We start from the raw sequence: 17,745 nt of genomic DNA, 5'->3' as shown, positions 1-17,745 counted from the left end.
TCAAAAGCTATTAATTAATTGACACTCGAACAAATACGGCAACCACAACTTGGCCGCTGCTGACATGTGCTGCACACCTGCATTTGCTCTCTTGAATTGTTTGAACCTTGCAATTTGAGGATTAAAACCTTGCATACGTTTTAAAACCTCAACGATCATTGGACTGGCTGCATTGCGGATAAGCGTTGTATCTTCAATCTGTGAACCTGCTTCCTCAACACACAAAACAATAAGCCATTGTTGGTACACGACACTAGCCGCTCCATTACCTACCGATTCTCCCACTCGATCATCTACATAAATGATGCTGATTGACGGCGCAACCATCGTACATTCCAACATGTCTTCAACTGAGAACGGCGTATAAATCGCTTGGATTGAGTCTATGTCTTGCAGGCGCTCTTTGATAATTTCTTCTAATGCAAAATAGTTATCAGTCATTTTTTAAGAGCTCCTCTAAATACTCCTCAATTGTACTCAACATGTTTTGTGCATCATCCTCAGACACACCGAAGATAGGACGCGCAGGAACTACGATTGATTTGCGTTTTACCCAACCACCTGAGGGAGTTCTGAAAGTAAGATATGGCTTACTTTTGGCTCGAATAGTTCCGCCGTAATGCATCAGCTTTGCATACAGAACATCCGTGAGAATTGAAACGCCGTTTTTATTAAGTCGAGTACGGATTGAGTTTAGTAATCGCCCCGTATCTCTTAACGTTTGGCCTTTCTGAGCGATTGCCCGCCATGACTTCTGCCAAGGTCTGCCATCTGGCGCCACACCACGCTTAAAGCGGTCGTGAACACCATCAAGCAAGATATCCCCAAGCTCGTCATATAGATCTTTATGATCCCCAGCTTTCGCCTCCACCTTGCGAAGCCAATCCCTAAGCTTTTCTTCGCCCTGAAAGTAAAAACCCTGTTTATCTGCCATAGCTGCCTCACTTGATGCTTGGCATCTGGTTTAAAACATCATCGCTAAAGACACCGCCCCGATATGTTGTGCCGATTGGCATTGTGGCGGGTGATTTAGCTGCAGGTTTAACTTCTTCGGTTGCGGGGTTCTTAACAAGTAAAACATTTGTGCCTTTTGCAACGCCTTTTAGATAACTCATAGCATCTTCATAACGTCTGCGGGCTTCTTCAGATGCTTTGCTTTTCCAAAGTAAGTAACGTGCGATATCACAGACAAAGATTTTTATATTTTCAGGTGGGTATTCAAGTGGGATGGCATACTTGGCACCAATCCATCCGTTAATGATTGAGCCTGCATCAGCTATGGCAGCTTCAACAGACTCATCCCCCATCAAATACCGCTCTAACTGTGATATTTCATTCAGGCCATAACGCTTCACCATGTCATCACGTGTTGCGTACATAAATCACCTTACTTGGTATCAGCTGTACCCTTATCTGCTGTAGATTTTTCCTTAGCAGGCTTTGCGGTCGCCGTAGCTAAATCAGCTTCGAGTTTTGACACCTTAGCCTTAAGATCTTCAACCTCGCCCAATGCGGTAGTCTTATCAGTTTCAAGCTGCTTATTGGATGCCTTAAGATCTTCAACCTCGCTTTTGAGTTTCTCCAACTCCTCCGCTGAATCATCAGACGGCACTTGTTCTGGCGGCTTATATTCTTCAATTGCCCCAGATACTAAAAGGGCTTGAATGAGTTCATCATCAAGCCCTTCTATTTCCTGTCCTGGTCGATAATGACCGACGGATTGTTTTGCTATGTACTTAGGCATTTATAACTCCTTAAACAAATCCTCGGCCACCAACAACGCCGTTTTTATTATTAGGAACGGCAAGAGGTGAAGACTCAGCCAACATTTGAATACTTGATGGATTCTTTTCCTGCCATTGATTCAAGAAAAACTCCAAAGGCTGACCAAAAGCCTCAATATTCTGAATAGCACAGTGAGCAATCCAACCATTAGCATCAGACACCATTCCGAAGAAATCTTCTGGAATGAAACGTTCTACAGTTCCATTCATATTGTGGGTACCATCATAAGTCCAAATCTGTACGTTATCCACCGTACCTCGGAACTGTGGTTTTGATGGATCATCAAATGTAGGAGTGATTGGAACGCTAATAGATGCATATGGCTTGATGAACTTTTCCTTAAACTCATCATTCTGAATCAAAGCATTGAACACCTTAGATGAGGTCAATGCCAGATTAGGTGCAACACCAGCATATTCAACTGAAATATTGATCATGCTTTGCATATCCTGTACTGGTGTAGCATTTGCAAGATTCCACTTCACTAGCGGGGAAAAAATACATGCAGAATCGCGGTTGTAGTCAACGGTATATGATGGGAAATCTGCCGATGCGAATGTAGTTTTACCAAAGAGCAATACGTCACGTGCAATAAGCAATTTACGGTTTTCAATCGACTGGCGCAGATAAATCGCTTTTTGTGCCTGATCGATTAGCAATAACTCAGCATCACTCAAGCGGTTTGAACCCGTTGCAATAACACCAAAGCGACGAAGCTGCGACACTAAAGCAGTATCCTGAACATCACTAGGGACAATAGTAACCATTGGTTTTAAATAAGCTGGTATAACAAAACCAACTTTGCCTGATTCAGCCACATTGATTTGTCGACCTGCAACATTTGGGCTTACAAACGGCGCAAGTGGTGTTGCTGTATTTAATTCACCTACAGGCACTTCTTTTTTAGAATAAGAAACACGTTGAGGGAAAAAACGATCCATCAACCATGTATCTACCTTTTTGGTGGTGTCAGTTAATAAAACGAGCTGAGGAATATCCAACAGCTCAACTGGTGCATTTTGAAATGTAAAACTAACGCTCATGATTTACCCCACGACTTTGCGTAATTCGATTTTGTTCTTCAGCCCCTGTGCTCGGATTGCATCTAACTGATTTGAAGTGAGCTTGGTACCATTAACTGTTACCACTGCAATATCAAAAGCCCCTTGCACATAAATCGGCATTTCAAGCCCATTTGCTGCATGGTAAGTGGACTGCTCCGCCGTCATGTCCTCAATGACGATGGCGTGCCAGTCACCTACCACACCGCTTGTAACTGCAGGATGTGTAGCGACATTTACTTCGCTAACGGCGATTAAGTCTCCACGCTTGTAGACTGTTGCAGTTGTAGGCTTGGCGTTTTCAGTGCGTACCCCATCACCAACCACAAGTTGGCGACTTTCAATTGTTTGTGTAATTGTGCTTCCCATGATTGGTTCCTTTATTTCTGTGCTGCTGCAAACTGGTTAAAGGCTTGATCAAGTGTTGAACCTTGTGCTTGACCTGTGCCTGCTTGCCCACCATTTGCCTGATGAGTAAACAAGTGTGCTAATGCAGGGTTAGGTTGATTCGCTGGCGTTGTAGCCGGCGTTTGTTGCCCGCCTTGACCGCCTGCAGAGAATTGGCGAAGTTGCTTAGAAGCAAAAGCAAATGTTGTATCGTCCATTGCTGTATATGCTGTTTTATCCTCTGCACTGAATTGAGTTTTCAACTCAGCTTCAAGTGTAGCGATATCTTCAGTACGTTTAGTTTCCTTGAACTGCTTCAGTTCATTTTGTGCAGCATCACGTTGTTGCTCAGCTTCAATGCGTGCTGCTTTTTCTTTCTCTAACTCGGTCACATCAGTGTCCTCTTGCTTGTTAAATTGTTTAGGGGTGTGACTTGCCGCTACTGCAGACGTATTGTCATCAGCACCAAGCGCACAAAATGAAACTTCGCGAATAACGCCGTTACGGAAAATCGTGATTGGCGCTTTGAGTGTTTTGCCGTTTACCTCTACTTCACCTCGATCAACTTCTTCAATTGAACCAGGCACGATATAAACCGACATTTCCCACGGATAACCCTCATCACTGTCTTGGGCAACTTCTTGACCATTCTTGTTAGAAAGTAAATCACCTGAGACTTTCAGACCACCTTGGTTATCTTTAGTGAAATTACGGACTACACCCGCACGGCGGCCAGTGTCATGATCAATCAAAGCGCCTAATGGCGTTTTCATCTGAATCGTGTCTAGATCAAAGATCACATCACCCCAGTAGTAGTGGCCTTGAATCACTTCGCCACTGTAGGCAACACCAGTAAAGGTTCGCTTCTTTCCTTCCTCTGTTGCTTTCTCAATATCAAAAAGATTGGTCTTAAACTGGTAAGCTGAGATTGGCGGATCTGGCTTTTCGTTTGTTCCTGCCACTTTTCATTCTCCGAAAAAAAACCGCCGTGAGGCGGTCTGTTGTGTAACATCAAAGTAATTCGTTTTATCTAAACTGAATTGAGCTTAGATCAAGTTGTAACCGCGTTTTTGTGCGATTAAAAGTGCGATCAATGCGAAGTTGATAAGACTAAGATAATCTAGTTTATATACTCGCAAATTGTTAGTTTGATAAATGACTCTTTCATCAAAAGCTGACAAATGCAACCAGCTATATATTCGATGAATTTGAGCTGGATCATTATTAAAAGCATAGGGCACTTCAAGTAAAAAGTCGTTTTTGTTTAATTTTATGATTTTGAAATGCATATAAGCTTGCATACTAGTGTTTGAATAGTATTCAAAATTAAATAAGTAATTGTAATTCATAGTTTTTCTCTCTTGTTGTTTGAAAGTTTTTTAATATTATTATTTTGACGTTACAGATAGTAGTTTACTACATTTTGTAATTTTTGTCAAATTTATATTGACATGCTCAAATTATCATGAAACTAAAAACCGCCATGCGGCGGTTTAATTAATTAGTAAATGACTAATACAGACTGAATGCATTCTGATTTGCTATGAAATAGCGCACAGCTTGCTTATCTGTTCGTTTTAGTACAAGTTGATCATCTGAGTTGCTAACGACCTCTAAGCTCAAATCAGGGGCTAATAGTGAACCATCCATACTACTAATTTTGCTCAGATCGATTGCCACACCCTTCGCATCAAGAATGATGATTTGTTTGCCAACTTTCTCAGCTTCTCGGAACAATGTTGGGGTTTTAATTCCTATCACATTACCTGCAGTCAGATTCAAATCATCAATGCCACGGATTGAACTACCAGTGAGCTTGTTCGCCGTGTTCTTGGCGAAACTGAAAAGCCGGTTAAAAGCACCCATGATCTTGTCCCAAATGCTTTTACCTATAGTTCCCTGCTGATCTTTCTGAATCTCAGACTGTTTCAGGATAGTCGTCAAAGCATTTTCATTTTCATCTGACAGATCTAAAGCGATACGCAAGTCACTAGGACGTATATTTGGGTCTAACTTAATCGTTTTATCAACCATTTCGTCTAGGATGTCACGCTTGACTTCATCTAACTTCGAAAAACTAGTTTGGATTTTATTTATTGCATTTGATTCGATCATTACCTCACTTTTTATTCGTTCTATTTCAGCTTTCAATACAGGTGTAATCGTTGTACTGCTTAAACGCGAGTTCAAAAACTCTATAGATTGATCATCGTAATTCCAAGGATTGAAATTGAACCCACTCTCACTTGATAACTCTGGTAATTCATCATCAGAAGTAATGCCGAGCTTATTTGCTTTCTTTTCAGTGATTGCAATGACTGAACAACGGCATCGAAATCCGTTAGGTGGATACCAACTTAACCAAAATGGATCATCGATATGCCTAATTATGTTATTCAATGCTAAGTGACTTGGACGAACCCTACTATCTTCAATAGCTGAATACATTAGGTATGGTCTTGATGATTTATTCTGTTGTTGATGTTGCCAACGACCATAAGCATATGCCGATTGAATATTCGTTCTAAAAACATTATCTAAATATGATTCAGGTAGATTTATTCCACTCTCAGCCACACTTTTTTTGAAATCAGCAAATGTAGAGCCTTCAGCTATAGACTTATTGACGGCGTTAATTACGGTCTGAATTTGTTCAATGCTTGAAAGAAGACCAACTGTATTTGCATACTGACGTGTTTGAAGATCAAGTGAATAAAACTCATTAGGTAAAACAACTTTTTTAGATTGGGCATATTGTAGTGCCTCAAGAAATGTGGATGGCTGCATTTTCATTTTCCAATAAAAAAGCAGCCAAAAGGCTGCCATATAAAATTTAGAATTACTCAACAAGCTTTGGAAGGTCTTGATGAGAAAGTTTTAAAATACCAACAATAACAGTCGCAATGAAAAGAAATAAAAGGAAACAGATTAAAACCAAACCAGTAATCTGATTACTAATGTAAAAGTTCTTAGCGATATAATTAGCCATTAAGTTGCCAAAGATTAAAAAATAAATCGTTGCAAAGAAAAGAAAGTAAAATGAAATTCGTAAATTTCTCCGTTCCTTTTTGAAACCATTTTGATTTATTTCAACCTTTATTAACTCATTATTTTCGTCATAAACTTTAGAAACAGATTCCTCCCAAAACCATACAGATGGTGCTACAGCTTCAAAATTTACATAACGTTTATGGTTAAAATAATAATTAACAAGTTCATATGTGCTTCTTGGACTTCCTGTTAGCTTTTGTGCAGCTGAATTTAATAATGCTCTTTTAACTTCATCTGATGTTGTCAAATCATCTTGAATTTCTTTAACGTCTTTAAAATACTCTTTTCGGCGTAAAAATCTATCCTCAGCCTTTTTAAATTTGTCTTTACGTCCAAGCAACACCTCTATTAATTTTATTAAAAGATCACTCATTACTACCCTCATAAATTTTTAATTATTAAAAAGTAGTAATGATTTTATAGACTTATATATGGAATTCAACTTTTTGAATTAGCAATCACATACCCCAATACATCACCTGCATATAATGCACGCTCTAAGTTCAATGTGAACTCAGCTTTAGAAGCATTAGGAATCATTTTTTGCAAATTCAATGCAAGTGCTTCTGGTGATTCACTCAGTTGTACTAATTCAGCGATCTGCTTTTGATCAAGCAAACTTAAAGACTCTTGAGCATCAGTTAGCTCCTGAACCTCCTGTTGATCTGGACTAAGTTTTTTTACACTTGCAGCAAAGCTAAAAGGCAGATTCGGTAAAGCCTTAAATCGTTGTTCTGACGGTCCTTGTGGAAGTTCTGCAACATCGCCGTCCTGTAGTCCATATTCACGCTTAAAGTATTGAGGTGTAAGGTTTGCGCCAGCATTCTTAAGCTTTTCATCTCTTTCAGCCTTGTCAGATTCAAGTGACTTTTCATCACCGATGATAATCGTATGACGATCCCACCCATTGATAAAACATAAAGCATCAATCATTGCCTGAATGGTAGAAGTAATCATTCGAATGTCAGCCTGAACCTTGTTGTTCTGAACTTCTAAATGAACCTCTCCTAAAGCTCTACTCCCTTGACCATCAGTACTGCTCGTTAATGTCTGACCTAGAATCACCTTTTGAATACTGCGCTCAATCTTCTTATCAAAAGATTCAAACGCCGTTGATCCGTTTTGATTACTACCTACAGCCTCAACTGATTCATCTGAATTAATCGCAAGAACAGACATCGCGTGAGCGTTGAGCAATGCATTCTTCATCGCTTCATTACCTTTTGTGGATTTGCCCACTAGCAAAGGATTACCGAAGCGCTCAACATATTTAGCCCACATCTTGTATGTGCCATTTTTAAAGAAATGCAACCAGTAAAGACGACTAAATAAAGCCTCACCAAATGGGTTTTCAAATGTAGGCTTACACTGTGTTAGAAAATGTTTAAATTTCTGATCACACTCAATATTACGGCGTTGATCATTGTAGTTTTGACCAAGTATCAAACGTCCATCACTCTTTGGCTCAAACCATTGCATAGGTTTTACACCTACCCAATCCCATCCTATGTAAGGTGTAATCGTATGACCTTCAAAATGTACAGCATCCTGTTTATATACTGCCTCAATAACAGAATAGCCATACCAACGAGCATTCTGAGTTCCTAAAGTGAGTTCAGACCACCACTTACGAATCTCATCAGCAAGTATTTTTGATGCTGCAGTGTTGTTTGGTTCTAATCTAAACGGCGAACTTTCAAGCTTGTCTTGGCGTTTCTCAACACACTGATATACCTCATCGTCATACATCAATACGCTTAAACGATTTCTAGACACACCTGCTTTTCTCAGTACTTCATCAATATCGGGCATCCGAGTTAGAAATTTTAAGAAAGCTTGCTCAGCCTGCTGTGTATACAAATAACCCCCAGCCGTTGCTGACTGAGGGTTATTTGATTTTTTAGATTTGTCTTTCTTTGCCATATCTTAACCACCCATTGGAGGCTCATAGTTCTGTTTAACGGTTGCCTCTTCGATCGCATCAATCAATGTATCCACCTGGTCATCATGATCATGTGTCATATCTGCCGTGAATGCTTCACATTCTTCAATGAATGCAGCAACCCAAGATTGACCAATCGGAAGCATTACCAGACGATCATTAGGACTATTTTCATAGTCATGTTCTAAATGGACCTGAACATCCATGAAGCGTGTGAGTTTGTCGGTACCACGTTGAATTGCAATACAAGGAACGCCAGCATAAGTACCAAGGTTCTGCATTAATTGGGTACCATGTGCTTTATCTTCGACATTCATCCAACGGATAGGACGTGTTTCGAATGTGTAGGCCTTATGCTTATCAATAAATGCTTTAGCTTGTCTGTTCATTTCAGGCGCTTCCCATTTTCCTCGTAGCAGATCAATAATGTAGATCTTGCCGTCTACTCCCAAGCCAACCAGTAAAAACACTGTGTAATCGTTGTGCGTTTTAACTTTTTGCGCCGTATCGACATAGATGGCTCGCCATTGAAGTTGGGGTAATTCTTTATAACGACCAAACCATTCCGTTTTGATTAAGTCACCACCAAGTTTTTTAGGGTTCTGCATGTATTGGCTTGCAAAGGTATAACGAGAAACAATCGCGCCGTCTTTATCCTCACCGCCCTTTTCAAGCTGCAGTAACGATTGGAGTGATTCTTTAAGAGGCCAATAACTTTGACGGCCATGTTCATCACGCTCAACATCTCTTGGTACTTTTGTCTTTATGTGCTCAGGTAATTGATTGATGTAATCATCATCAATCAAAGCAGGAATGCTGATCTGTTCCCAATCGCCTGGTACATTTCCAGTCATCACAAAATTAGTCGGATCTTCAACGTGTAAACGCTGCATGATCAGAATAATTGGTGTGTCTGACTTGGCTTTACGTGAATTGACCGTGTTCAGGATCTTACGATTAGCTTTCTTACGTGCCGACTTACTAAATGCATCCTCAGGCTTTAATGGGTCATCAAGAATGATTGCACCCGTAAAGCCATCATTTGCCAATGTACCTGCACGGCGGCCAGTGACCTGCCCACCCATCGAAGCCGAATAAACATGCCCTGCATCGTAGCCGTCAACTGTGGTTTTCCAACTAGATTTAGCGTCTGTACTGGTTGATATTTTGACTGGCCACAGGCTTTGGAAATCGACCGATTTAACAATGTTTCGCGCCGTTGCAGATACATCCTCGACTAAAGACTGTGAAAACGACAAATACAGAAAACGTGATCGAGCATTTCTAGCTAAACCACGGGCAATTAGATTAGTCAGTAGTTCTGTTTTACCTGATCCAGGTGGAACGTTAATAACAAGATTTTTAACCTTTCCTGAAATGACCTGATCAATCTTGTCCGCTATATATTCATGATGCCAGTTGACTGAAAACTTAAAGCCCATTCGAGGTAAGAAGAATGCCCTTGTGAAAAATAAGTGCTCATCCTCACACTTAATCCTTTTAGCTTTGGCTTTTACAGGATCAATATTCGCTCTCGAGTTCATCTATCGCCTGCCTTACCTGCTCATCGGTAGCAGTCACATAGGTAACATTTTCACTTTGTAATGGCCCACCGCCTGCGCCTGTAATCTCAGTTTTATTGGTGTACTTGCCGCCCATATCTTCAGCGGCTTGTTTAAGTATGTTCAAGGCAGCAACACGATTTTTACTGTGCTTTTGGTATTGGTTTTCTAATCGCTGTAAACGAACTGCTAAATTTGCGATAGGGATTGTTTCAGGTTTATCCAAAAAATCCTTACGTGTAGCTTCAAACTCAGACTTAAATTCCATACTCAGATCTTTACCAGCTCGCTTAGTTGGGTCGTATGTCTCGACTTGCTGTCTTGTTACATCGATATTAAATTCTTCCTTGACGAGCACTACTGTTTCTTGTGGTGTATTAAATACAGCAAGTGACCGTACAATAAAGAGTTTTTGCTTTTTATTTAAAGTTGCCATTTCTCTCTATCCGTCAAGGTACGTCAAGGAAACATGGCAAAAAAAAGAGCCAATCGGCTCAACTAATAACGCATGTTCCACAACATCGAGTGATGCTCAGGTCTGACACAAACGGCGCTTGCTTTGCGACTTCAACAAGTCTCTTGACGTTCTCGCTTGCTCCGTGGCGTTTGACTACACCTATAAACTCTTCTACGTCATGCCCTGCTAAATAGTGCTTAGGTAGACCAGTGTTATCGCTATAGATAATCTCACCATCAGCATCACGCTCAACACCGATGTGATAAAGCTCATGCTCAACCAAAGCGCAAAACTCACGGTCTGAAGTTTGCTCGCAAAAGCTTGCATCGATTGTTATTAAATATATTGGTACAAATCCAAACCAGTCTCGCATCTGTTGCTCTTGTCTTGCCTTGCGCCATCCGCCAACGTTAAACATCACCTTTTCACATTGGCCAAGAACCATTTTCTTTTTAACCGTACAAGCCTGTGATGCCCATGCAAATGCTAAAAACTCGTCATTGTCGTGCAGTAGCTCAGCGATATGGTCATGATCAGGATTGTAGAGTTCAGCATCTAGAGTTAAGTAATTAGCTATCACCCATTCCTTTAAATCTGGTGCAGGTGCTAAACGTAAAGCTTCTTCTTCCTCAGCTTGATCAATCAATTCAGTCGGTGGAAATGGTCGGATTTGACTCATGTTCAATTCTCTCAAATAGACTTTTGACCCAATCAATTGCATAGCCAGATAAAACAGAATCAGGATGTAAACGTTCAATCTTAAAACCTAGATCTTCAACTTGATCGTATCGATCCAAACTCCAAGCTTTATTCGATAATTTGCCACCACGTCCACCAGACCAAGGACCGCCCTCGATCTCTATTAGCAATCGCAATTTCACAATATGAAAATCAAAGCGCCAGTGTTTTGTGTGTATCGGTTGAAATTTACTTTCATAACCAATTGCTAGATCCTGCAATTCTTCTTTTAAGGTATCAAAAGCTTCTAAATAGTTTTGTTTGGCTTTCGGCAACGGCGTGTTTCGTGGCTTAGTTTTGGGCTGACGTTTTCTAGTGAGTTCGAAATATTTAGCTAATTCCATAAATCTCACCCATTAAAAAAAACCTCCAGAAGGAGGTTTTGTTGTGCGATTCTAAAAATTATATATTTTAGACAAGTTCCATCATTAACTCTAAGTGATGCATGATGGATAATTTTTTTAAGTTACCCAAACTTGTCCCTTCCCCTGATTCGTATATTCTATATAATTCCTGACAACCACTAGAAAATTCTAAAATTTCAGGATAATCCTCAATAAAAGAAGCAAAATCTTCAAGAGCCTCTAAAATCATTTCTTGGGCATTAGGGTTAACTTTTGCAGTTGTCGATAAGAAATGTCTAATCCAAACTTCATCATTCTTTTCATTAACATAAGTAAGGTGAATGGCTACTGTATATGGTGTAAAACCACTATCTACGTACTCAAACCCTATCGTTACAAAATCTCCAAAACCGAAATATCCATCTTCTTTATACGTTAAATATTGATCAGAAAAAAATTCATTCTGGGCATTTCTATATAAAGCATTAGTGTCCTGCTTTTCAAAATGATCATTTAGAATAATATTTTCATTTGTAATTTTTGATAGATATCTTTTACCCATCCCCTTAGACCAAAGAATGTGCCCTTGGAAATTTGATAACTTGTCCAAAGCCTTTAACTCTTCAGGCTCAGAATATGCACTTGAATGTAATATATAAAAATCTGATGTTCCTACAGACTTAATGAAGTTTTGAATATCTTGAAAATCTGTTCCATCATCAATCCAAAAACCAAAGCCAACATTTTCATACCTTTCTATGACTTCATTGAATATGGATTTTATTCCCCGTCTATTTCTAGTGAAGTCACCACATTGAGGATTTACAATAAAAATACTTTTAGCATCTGATTCTTCTAGTTTAGAAAAGCAGCGATGCAAATCGCCAATAGATCGAGATGTATTCTTAACCGGTTCAATTACTGGAATCACCCCTCCGTGATCAGAAAGTTTTGAACTTAATTCTCTTAAAGCGAGAAGCTCATTTTGCTTCCCTCTCAACAACGGAAAATACATTCTTAGTTCCTATTTTAAATATTATGGGATATATCTATTCATTACCTTTTCTAAATTTTTAAAATCTTCAATACTGAATTTCATTGTCATATTCAAAGAGTTTAAACAAGATGGCATTGATTTAATTATTTCTTTAGTTTTAGCATCAAACTGTCTAGCTTTCAATGCATTGAGAAACTCTTGATGAATTATTTTTTTATCCAGACTAAGAAATTGATTAAATGCATCCCTTCTACGATATGCTGATTTAGTATTATCAACATATCCTAATTTTCTATTTAGGATATCTTCATATTCTGATTTTCTAAGACACGAAAATATTTTTTCATGATTAAAGTTATGAATATTACTCAAAGGACTCCGATGTGTGTGTAGAGTGTAATTATCAGTTAATACAACTATACCAATATTTTCAGGAATGCTTTCCTCTAATGCTTTTAACTTACTCTCTGGTATAACTACACAGACATTATCAAAGATCTGTTGATAAGTCTCAATCTGGCTTTGAAGTCTATAAAAAGTATCATATTCCGTCTTAATCTCATAAACAGTGGTTGTACCATTTACAATTACTACATCGGCAATAACATCCCATGCCCTGAATTCTGAAAAATATGACACATCTCTATATTTGTGCCTTCCTGTTACAATTTTTGAAGCAAGAGCATTTTTATAAACATATTCATTACGATAGTTTGTTATCAGTTGCTTATACATATAAGTATAAAATTCTCCATACGTTAAACGCAAGTTGCGTTCACTTGGATTCAATTTTCTAATTATATGATCTAATTTTTCAGATCCGTTATTTTTGGCTAAATCTGTCAAAATTGCCCGACTAAAAGCCTTTGAAGTGATATTTGCAAACGTTTCAATACTTTTGCACATGTTTTCACCTCTAAAAAATCGCCCTTTGAATCAGCAATGAAATATAAGTTAGGTTATCATTATTTGCAAATGTATTAAGGTTATCTACATCGATTGCAGACGAACACAACTTGATACATATTAGCAGGGCTTCATGCGCCGTAATCCGTTCGGCAAGTTGACTCGCTACAGGTTATTGTGAACGAGGTTAAAAATTAACGCTTCTAATAGTTCTAATAAAATCATTATGTTCAGTTTCAGTATTAAACGTGAACTCCACCTCTGAGCCATCTGAGAAATTGACAAGAACGGATGTCCAGTCAAAGCTTGAGGTTATTTTTACAATTTGATCCAAATTGTAGTGAGATTTACCAACTTGGTAGAATTTTGAAATTTTGTCCATTTGAGATTGTTCCTATTATTTATTACAACCAAATATAATGGGTATTTATTAATCTTTATTCAAAAAATCTCTAGTCCAAGTTAATGTCTCCAAAGCTTCAATATGTGGATGAGAGTATTCACGGATTTCATGATATCGCTCACCAAGTTCTTTCAAGAAATCTTCTTTAACTCCTGGATTATGTTTATCTAATGCTTTAGCAAAACTTGCAGATATAGCAGCGATTATAAGATGCGTTTGATTGATTGGGTTTTGATTTTCCATAAAAAATTCTTCTGTATAAAAAAATATCTATGGATGCGATCGAATAAAAATCAACCCAATCTATGAAAAATTAATTTTGGCAAACAAAAAAGCCCGCATAAGCGAGCTTTCAAATTCTTTTAGGGCGACCAATTCATAAAACGCCCATTTTAGAAATACTTATACTTAACCGTTCTGTCTATGTCAAGCATGTTCTATTTGGCTTTCATCAATTCTGAATGACCTCGCCAAACGTTGTCGGATGCAATTTTCCCAATTTTCAATAAAAGCCTCTGCTATTAATTCAAAAGGTTCATAGCGTTCTGAGTAACCAGACTTTGAAACATTTAATTTAGCGATCGTAATTTTCTCATGTAATGTATATGGACGCTTGCCAGTACCATTACATTTACTGCAGAACTTTGAGCCATCTGGATAGCCTTTGTCATTATATAATTCAAGCTTACCTAATCCCTGACAATGACTACACATAGCTTTAACAAATAAGCGTCCACGCAAAACAACCTCTGCAATCCCTTTGGCCACATTCGTTAAATCACCTTGGCAATTGTTGGGTTTGAAGTTCTTCTTAATCATTTCCTTGTGGATCTTGCCTGCTAAAAGGTTTCTAACTTTAAAAAATTCAGCAGATGAAATTTCACCTTTCTTTATTTCAACTTTACCAGGTATGTCATCAATACGTTTTTTAATTGCTTTACCATTAATGATATTGGTTTCATATATCTTTTTTGATTCAGTTACTACGGCGATCCTTTCAAAATCCACGCGCTCCAATAATAGTTCAGCCCACTTTCTTGATTGAGGAGGTAATAAAGCAATTTCACCCAGCACAACATCTTTCGTTATTTTTCCTTTACCGTTACTTTGAGCTATAGCGAGTCGCAACAATTCTAAAAAATCAAACTTTTCAATTAACATTTCTATCTTCCTATACTTCTGTGATGCTAATCCCATGAACTGTGCTCATGAGATGTTTCTTGGTGCGATAGCTCGCTAACTTTCTTGTCGCTGCTGACTTCACATCTTCAACAATGTATTCACCGCTAATGATGTAGTAAGTGAAATCAGCAAAATAACGCAGTGCTGGCTTTGCTCTTTTCTCTCCCTCTAATTTGGTTTTGGGTGCTAATTCAAATTTAGTGTGATGCCCTAAACCAAAAATCTCTCCCCTCTGCTGCATCGCTTTAAGCTCGATATACCGCTTGTGTTCTTTCTTGCTGTCAAAGGTTATTCCATCTAATTCAACTTTCTGAGCATTAAACTTGTTGCGTTTAGCCGCCTTAGGCTTATCGCTTTGCTTAAGAATTTCACGGCGGTACTGTTCGACGCTCATTGATGTCATGCTTGGTTCAGATCCTTATCAATGCGGCGACCTAACTTAATTTCTGCTTTCTCCGCTGGTCTAAGTGTGTTGATGTTTGCGCATCCCTGAAAATACATAAAATGTCGTTTAGCACCTCGATAGCCGACTGTGTTTTCATCAATAATTAAATCGACTTTCAACAACTCATCGATATAAAAATCCTTGTAAACCACGATGTCGTCTAACTTGTAACTCATACACTTTGCTCCAGCTTTTCAAAATGAAATACAACAGGCTTTTGAATAAATTCAACTAAACCGAAACGCATTAAATGACGGATCTGAGGACAATCACGAATTACCTGTACATCACGATAATGTGCTAACAGATCGCGCCAGTTCTCCAGCGATAAAGATCGCTTGTTGTAGTTGCATGGGGAGCATGACGGCATGAAGTTTTCAATCACATCATTTTCGGGCTTTGTTGGTTTGCCGGTTGTTAGGTCGCGCACTACAGCTTCCAAATGGTCTGCATGCCACTTCTCACCTAATGGATCACCACAGTAAGCACAATTACCCTCAAACTTCATTTTCAATTCTGCTCGTTGAGCTTCAGTAAGTTTCATGCTGCATTCCCTCGCTGCTCAAATCCAACAGCAGCCAAATACTCAGCCCACTTCTGGATATTCTTAGGATCTTTCAGCATTGTTTCTAAGCGAATGGCGAGTTGATCATGTGATTCATTGCCTACGGCGTATTTCCCGAAGTCAGGTAAACGAGATAATTTCCCCGCTAAAAACTTGATCTGTTTTTCAGTAAGGCTATTGTCAGATTTTGATTCCTGCTTCTTGCTTGGTTGAGCAGTGCGATTCATACGATCTAATTTAGCTTTTGCCTCAAGCAACCAATTAGCAAAGTGGTAAATCATGAGTTCATCACACATAGACTTTTCGGCATTAAAAATCTCGAATGCTCTAAATTCACGATTGAACCAACTTGCTGAGATGATCTCATTTGGATTGATCTCAGGATTTGCTTGAGCAATTTCTTCACTCAATTTTTTTGAACAAAGCCAGTGTTTTTTATTTTTAGATTCTATTGATAGATTCTTTGATAGATTCCGTGTACCAATATTGGTACTGTTTACTGGAAATGTTGGTACTGTTTCATGGAAATGTTGGTACTGTTCCAATGTTGGTACTGTTTCAGAATTTAAGCCTTGCGTATCAATGCTTTCATCTTCTAAGAGTTCCAATGTTGGTACTGTTTGCTCACGACCTTGTACACCAATTAATCGGTAGACAATTACCTGCTTAGTTCTGCCCTTTCTTTCACCTGTATCAAAAATAACGCCGTCAGAAATTAGCTCTTCTAAAATCTTGAAAAGCGTCTTTTTATTAATTTGACAATCTTCAGCTAACCGACCTGTACTCGGATAACAACAATGCTGTTCATCTGCACGATCAGCCATAGATAACAAAACCAATTTCTTTAATGCTGGGGATGATCCACCTTTCACTTGAGTGAATTGTTTTTTCCAAGCCCAGACGGTTGCGTCTAAACTCACTTAGCACCCCCTAATTTCACAAGGCCACGATAAGCAAGCTGTCGAATAATCCGTGGTGGAATAAACTCGTTGTTGATCTTGTATCGGGTGCGGGATTTTTCTTGAACTTGAATTAATAAATGCCCATCTTCCATGCGTTGACGAACTAACTTTGCCGCCCCCCCCATGTGCGTTGTTTCCTCAAGCATGTAGAATTTTTCTTGAGCAGCTATAGCAGCATTCATTGCTGACAAAGGCATGGCTGCAAGCTCTTTCGCCGTGTAAATCTTTACAGGCTGTTCAAGCGGTATCACTGTTTCGATTGGTGCTTTTGAGACAGATACATCTTGCTTTCTTTTTGCTGCATATCTCATGCTTCACCATCCTTTTCATTAACTTGAATGAACCGACCAAACATGATGATTTCTTTGCATCGATGTAAACTAGAAATGATCATTCCAGCATCTAGATATGAAATTCGATGATCTTTGCTCAATGCTTCGATTAGCTCGTCACGTGTTACTGCAGCATTCGCCTCATCACGATTGATTTTGCGTAAATTGGCTTTTCGCACATCCAAATAACTGTTTAAAGTTCTCAATGCTGGCTCATGCCAGGACTGAATAATTTGTGCTTGTTTGTAATCTGGTAACTTTGCTGAGGTATTCATGAAACCTCCTTCTGAGCTGCTAATGCTTTACTCAAATGGATCTGTACGTCACTTGATATAAATACGCATTTTGGAGAAATGTTGTTTTCTAGATATGAGTCATCACCCATGAATGCGGTGCGATTTTCTCTTGATAACCTGCGCTTTGCTTTAATCTCAGTAATTGATGCGTGTCTTAGCAGATGTTTAAGAGCAAACTTTGCCCCCTCATTCATAAGTACACTATCCGCATCAACTCGTGACACGGTCATCAAAGAGTCAGGCATGTCACTATCGATAAAAACAACAGTGTCACCAACTACATAATCACTGTTGTTCTGCTGTTTTGGTTTTGATATATTTGTCATGTTC

At 38.8% G+C, this 17,745-nt stretch carries 25 protein-coding genes; all 25 read right to left on the bottom strand.

The annotated features are described in order from the left end of the window. The gene (locus tag NGC85_RS05820; protein WP_254805170.1) at positions 1–441 is read right to left on the bottom strand and encodes a hypothetical protein; all 441 of its coding nucleotides are present in this window, start codon (positions 439–441) and stop codon (positions 1–3) included. Then, positions 434–934, bottom strand: coding sequence for a phage virion morphogenesis protein (locus NGC85_RS05815; protein WP_302885533.1), 501 nt, complete (start codon positions 932–934; stop codon positions 434–436). Before NGC85_RS05815 ends, NGC85_RS05820 begins: the two co-directional genes overlap by 8 nt. Positions 935–941: 7 nt before the next feature. Continuing rightward, complete coding sequence (locus NGC85_RS05810) at positions 942–1,379, bottom strand: gp436 family protein (RefSeq protein WP_254805168.1); 438 nt, start codon at positions 1,377–1,379, stop codon at positions 942–944. 8 nt (positions 1,380–1,387) lie between these two features. Beyond that, positions 1,388–1,744, bottom strand: a complete 357-nt coding sequence (locus tag NGC85_RS05805) for a hypothetical protein (RefSeq protein WP_254805167.1) — start codon at positions 1,742–1,744, stop codon at positions 1,388–1,390. A gap of 10 nt (positions 1,745–1,754) precedes the next feature. Continuing rightward, on the bottom strand, positions 1,755–2,828 hold the full coding sequence (locus tag NGC85_RS05800) for a major capsid protein (protein ID WP_254805166.1): 1,074 nt from the start codon (positions 2,826–2,828) through the stop codon (positions 1,755–1,757). A gap of 3 nt (positions 2,829–2,831) precedes the next feature. Beyond that, positions 2,832–3,215 carry a hypothetical protein gene (locus NGC85_RS05795; protein ID WP_254805165.1) on the bottom strand — a complete coding sequence of 128 codons (384 nt, stop codon included), beginning with the start codon at positions 3,213–3,215 and terminating at the stop codon, positions 2,832–2,834. Between the two features lie 11 nt (positions 3,216–3,226). Beyond that, a complete protein-coding gene (locus NGC85_RS05790; RefSeq protein WP_254805164.1) occupies positions 3,227–4,195 on the bottom strand; it encodes a hypothetical protein in 969 nt (322 codons plus the stop codon). A gap of 550 nt (positions 4,196–4,745) precedes the next feature. Further along, on the bottom strand, positions 4,746–6,020 hold the full coding sequence (locus NGC85_RS05785) for a phage minor head protein (protein ID WP_254805163.1): 1,275 nt from the start codon (positions 6,018–6,020) through the stop codon (positions 4,746–4,748). A gap of 52 nt (positions 6,021–6,072) precedes the next feature. Next, positions 6,073–6,657 carry a hypothetical protein gene (locus NGC85_RS05780; protein WP_254805162.1) on the bottom strand — a complete coding sequence of 195 codons (585 nt, stop codon included), beginning with the start codon at positions 6,655–6,657 and terminating at the stop codon, positions 6,073–6,075. A gap of 65 nt (positions 6,658–6,722) precedes the next feature. Continuing rightward, positions 6,723–8,207 carry a DUF935 family protein gene (locus NGC85_RS05775; protein ID WP_254805161.1) on the bottom strand — a complete coding sequence of 495 codons (1,485 nt, stop codon included), beginning with the start codon at positions 8,205–8,207 and terminating at the stop codon, positions 6,723–6,725. Positions 8,208–8,210: 3 nt separating this feature from the next. Continuing rightward, on the bottom strand, positions 8,211–9,770 hold the full coding sequence (gene terL / locus NGC85_RS05770) for a phage terminase large subunit (RefSeq protein ID WP_254805160.1): 1,560 nt from the start codon (positions 9,768–9,770) through the stop codon (positions 8,211–8,213). Beyond that, the gene (locus tag NGC85_RS05765) at positions 9,748–10,224 is read right to left on the bottom strand and encodes a DUF2280 domain-containing protein (protein WP_254805159.1); all 477 of its coding nucleotides are present in this window, start codon (positions 10,222–10,224) and stop codon (positions 9,748–9,750) included. Before NGC85_RS05765 ends, terL begins: the two co-directional genes overlap by 23 nt. Positions 10,225–10,282: 58 nt before the next feature. After that, on the bottom strand, positions 10,283–10,924 hold the full coding sequence (locus tag NGC85_RS05760; RefSeq protein ID WP_254805158.1) for a putative metallopeptidase: 642 nt from the start codon (positions 10,922–10,924) through the stop codon (positions 10,283–10,285). Further along, positions 10,893–11,327, bottom strand: coding sequence for a hypothetical protein (locus NGC85_RS05755; protein ID WP_254805157.1), 435 nt, complete (start codon positions 11,325–11,327; stop codon positions 10,893–10,895). Before NGC85_RS05755 ends, NGC85_RS05760 begins: the two co-directional genes overlap by 32 nt. A 67-nt stretch (positions 11,328–11,394) precedes the next feature. After that, positions 11,395–12,342 carry a sce7725 family protein gene (locus NGC85_RS05750; RefSeq protein ID WP_254805156.1) on the bottom strand — a complete coding sequence of 316 codons (948 nt, stop codon included), beginning with the start codon at positions 12,340–12,342 and terminating at the stop codon, positions 11,395–11,397. A 21-nt stretch (positions 12,343–12,363) separates the two neighbouring features. Next, positions 12,364–13,230 carry a sce7726 family protein gene (locus tag NGC85_RS05745; protein WP_254805155.1) on the bottom strand — a complete coding sequence of 289 codons (867 nt, stop codon included), beginning with the start codon at positions 13,228–13,230 and terminating at the stop codon, positions 12,364–12,366. 430 nt (positions 13,231–13,660) lie between these two features. Continuing rightward, positions 13,661–13,876 (bottom strand): hypothetical protein, encoded by a 216-nt coding sequence (locus NGC85_RS05740; protein ID WP_254805154.1) that lies wholly within the window; start codon positions 13,874–13,876, stop codon positions 13,661–13,663. Positions 13,877–14,059: 183 nt separating this feature from the next. Then, positions 14,060–14,794: a hypothetical protein gene (locus tag NGC85_RS05735; RefSeq protein ID WP_254805153.1), complete on the bottom strand. Its 735-nt coding sequence runs from the start codon at positions 14,792–14,794 to the stop codon at positions 14,060–14,062. A 10-nt stretch (positions 14,795–14,804) separates the two neighbouring features. Next, a complete protein-coding gene (locus NGC85_RS05730) occupies positions 14,805–15,218 on the bottom strand; it encodes a DUF1064 domain-containing protein (RefSeq protein WP_254805152.1) in 414 nt (137 codons plus the stop codon). Then, positions 15,215–15,436, bottom strand: a complete 222-nt coding sequence (locus NGC85_RS05725) for a hypothetical protein (protein ID WP_254805151.1) — start codon at positions 15,434–15,436, stop codon at positions 15,215–15,217. The genes NGC85_RS05730 and NGC85_RS05725 overlap by 4 nt, the downstream gene beginning before the upstream one ends. Further along, positions 15,433–15,804 (bottom strand): HNH endonuclease, encoded by a 372-nt coding sequence (locus tag NGC85_RS05720; RefSeq protein WP_254805150.1) that lies wholly within the window; start codon positions 15,802–15,804, stop codon positions 15,433–15,435. Before NGC85_RS05720 ends, NGC85_RS05725 begins: the two co-directional genes overlap by 4 nt. Beyond that, positions 15,801–16,745 carry a helix-turn-helix domain-containing protein gene (locus tag NGC85_RS05715; RefSeq protein WP_254805149.1) on the bottom strand — a complete coding sequence of 315 codons (945 nt, stop codon included), beginning with the start codon at positions 16,743–16,745 and terminating at the stop codon, positions 15,801–15,803. Before NGC85_RS05715 ends, NGC85_RS05720 begins: the two co-directional genes overlap by 4 nt. Continuing rightward, positions 16,742–17,098, bottom strand: coding sequence for a hypothetical protein (locus NGC85_RS05710; RefSeq protein ID WP_254805148.1), 357 nt, complete (start codon positions 17,096–17,098; stop codon positions 16,742–16,744). Before NGC85_RS05710 ends, NGC85_RS05715 begins: the two co-directional genes overlap by 4 nt. Continuing rightward, entirely contained in the window at positions 17,095–17,394 is a 300-nt protein-coding gene (locus NGC85_RS05705) for a hypothetical protein (RefSeq protein ID WP_254805147.1), read from the bottom strand. The genes NGC85_RS05710 and NGC85_RS05705 overlap by 4 nt, the downstream gene beginning before the upstream one ends. Beyond that, positions 17,391–17,741: a hypothetical protein gene (locus NGC85_RS05700; protein WP_254805146.1), complete on the bottom strand. Its 351-nt coding sequence runs from the start codon at positions 17,739–17,741 to the stop codon at positions 17,391–17,393. The genes NGC85_RS05705 and NGC85_RS05700 overlap by 4 nt, the downstream gene beginning before the upstream one ends. Positions 17,742–17,745 lie beyond the last annotated feature (4 nt).

Source organism: Acinetobacter sp. Z1 (assembly GCF_024296945.1).
Classification (GTDB): domain Bacteria; phylum Pseudomonadota; class Gammaproteobacteria; order Pseudomonadales; family Moraxellaceae; genus Acinetobacter; species Acinetobacter beijerinckii.
The sequence above is the reverse complement of the archived record's forward strand: the minus strand, read 5'-3'. Positions and strand labels throughout refer to the sequence as shown.

Coding starts and splice junctions, on each gene's coding strand:
- NGC85_RS05730 (WP_254805152.1), bottom strand. CDS start 15,218: ATGACATCAATGAGCGTCGAACAGTACCGCCGTGAAATTCTTAAGCAA.
- NGC85_RS05815 (WP_302885533.1), bottom strand. CDS start 934: ATGGCAGATAAACAGGGTTTTTACTTTCAGGGCGAAGAAAAGCTTAGG.
- NGC85_RS05720 (WP_254805150.1), bottom strand. CDS start 15,804: ATGAAACTTACTGAAGCTCAACGAGCAGAATTGAAAATGAAGTTTGAG.
- terL (WP_254805160.1), bottom strand. CDS start 9,770: ATGAACTCGAGAGCGAATATTGATCCTGTAAAAGCCAAAGCTAAAAGG.
- NGC85_RS05705 (WP_254805147.1), bottom strand. CDS start 17,394: ATGAATACCTCAGCAAAGTTACCAGATTACAAACAAGCACAAATTATT.
- NGC85_RS05735 (WP_254805153.1), bottom strand. CDS start 14,794: ATGTTAATTGAAAAGTTTGATTTTTTAGAATTGTTGCGACTCGCTATA.
- NGC85_RS05745 (WP_254805155.1), bottom strand. CDS start 13,230: ATGTGCAAAAGTATTGAAACGTTTGCAAATATCACTTCAAAGGCTTTT.
- NGC85_RS05765 (WP_254805159.1), bottom strand. CDS start 10,224: ATGGCAACTTTAAATAAAAAGCAAAAACTCTTTATTGTACGGTCACTT.
- NGC85_RS05725 (WP_254805151.1), bottom strand. CDS start 15,436: ATGAGTTACAAGTTAGACGACATCGTGGTTTACAAGGATTTTTATATC.
- NGC85_RS05740 (WP_254805154.1), bottom strand. CDS start 13,876: ATGGAAAATCAAAACCCAATCAATCAAACGCATCTTATAATCGCTGCT.
- NGC85_RS05750 (WP_254805156.1), bottom strand. CDS start 12,342: ATGTATTTTCCGTTGTTGAGAGGGAAGCAAAATGAGCTTCTCGCTTTA.
- NGC85_RS05760 (WP_254805158.1), bottom strand. CDS start 10,924: ATGAGTCAAATCCGACCATTTCCACCGACTGAATTGATTGATCAAGCT.
- NGC85_RS05755 (WP_254805157.1), bottom strand. CDS start 11,327: ATGGAATTAGCTAAATATTTCGAACTCACTAGAAAACGTCAGCCCAAA.
- NGC85_RS05780 (WP_254805162.1), bottom strand. CDS start 6,657: ATGAGTGATCTTTTAATAAAATTAATAGAGGTGTTGCTTGGACGTAAA.
- NGC85_RS05775 (WP_254805161.1), bottom strand. CDS start 8,207: ATGGCAAAGAAAGACAAATCTAAAAAATCAAATAACCCTCAGTCAGCA.
- NGC85_RS05795 (WP_254805165.1), bottom strand. CDS start 3,215: ATGGGAAGCACAATTACACAAACAATTGAAAGTCGCCAACTTGTGGTT.
- NGC85_RS05785 (WP_254805163.1), bottom strand. CDS start 6,020: ATGCAGCCATCCACATTTCTTGAGGCACTACAATATGCCCAATCTAAA.
- NGC85_RS05810 (WP_254805168.1), bottom strand. CDS start 1,379: ATGTACGCAACACGTGATGACATGGTGAAGCGTTATGGCCTGAATGAA.
- NGC85_RS05700 (WP_254805146.1), bottom strand. CDS start 17,741: ATGACAAATATATCAAAACCAAAACAGCAGAACAACAGTGATTATGTA.
- NGC85_RS05805 (WP_254805167.1), bottom strand. CDS start 1,744: ATGCCTAAGTACATAGCAAAACAATCCGTCGGTCATTATCGACCAGGA.
- NGC85_RS05820 (WP_254805170.1), bottom strand. CDS start 441: ATGACTGATAACTATTTTGCATTAGAAGAAATTATCAAAGAGCGCCTG.
- NGC85_RS05800 (WP_254805166.1), bottom strand. CDS start 2,828: ATGAGCGTTAGTTTTACATTTCAAAATGCACCAGTTGAGCTGTTGGAT.
- NGC85_RS05710 (WP_254805148.1), bottom strand. CDS start 17,098: ATGAGATATGCAGCAAAAAGAAAGCAAGATGTATCTGTCTCAAAAGCA.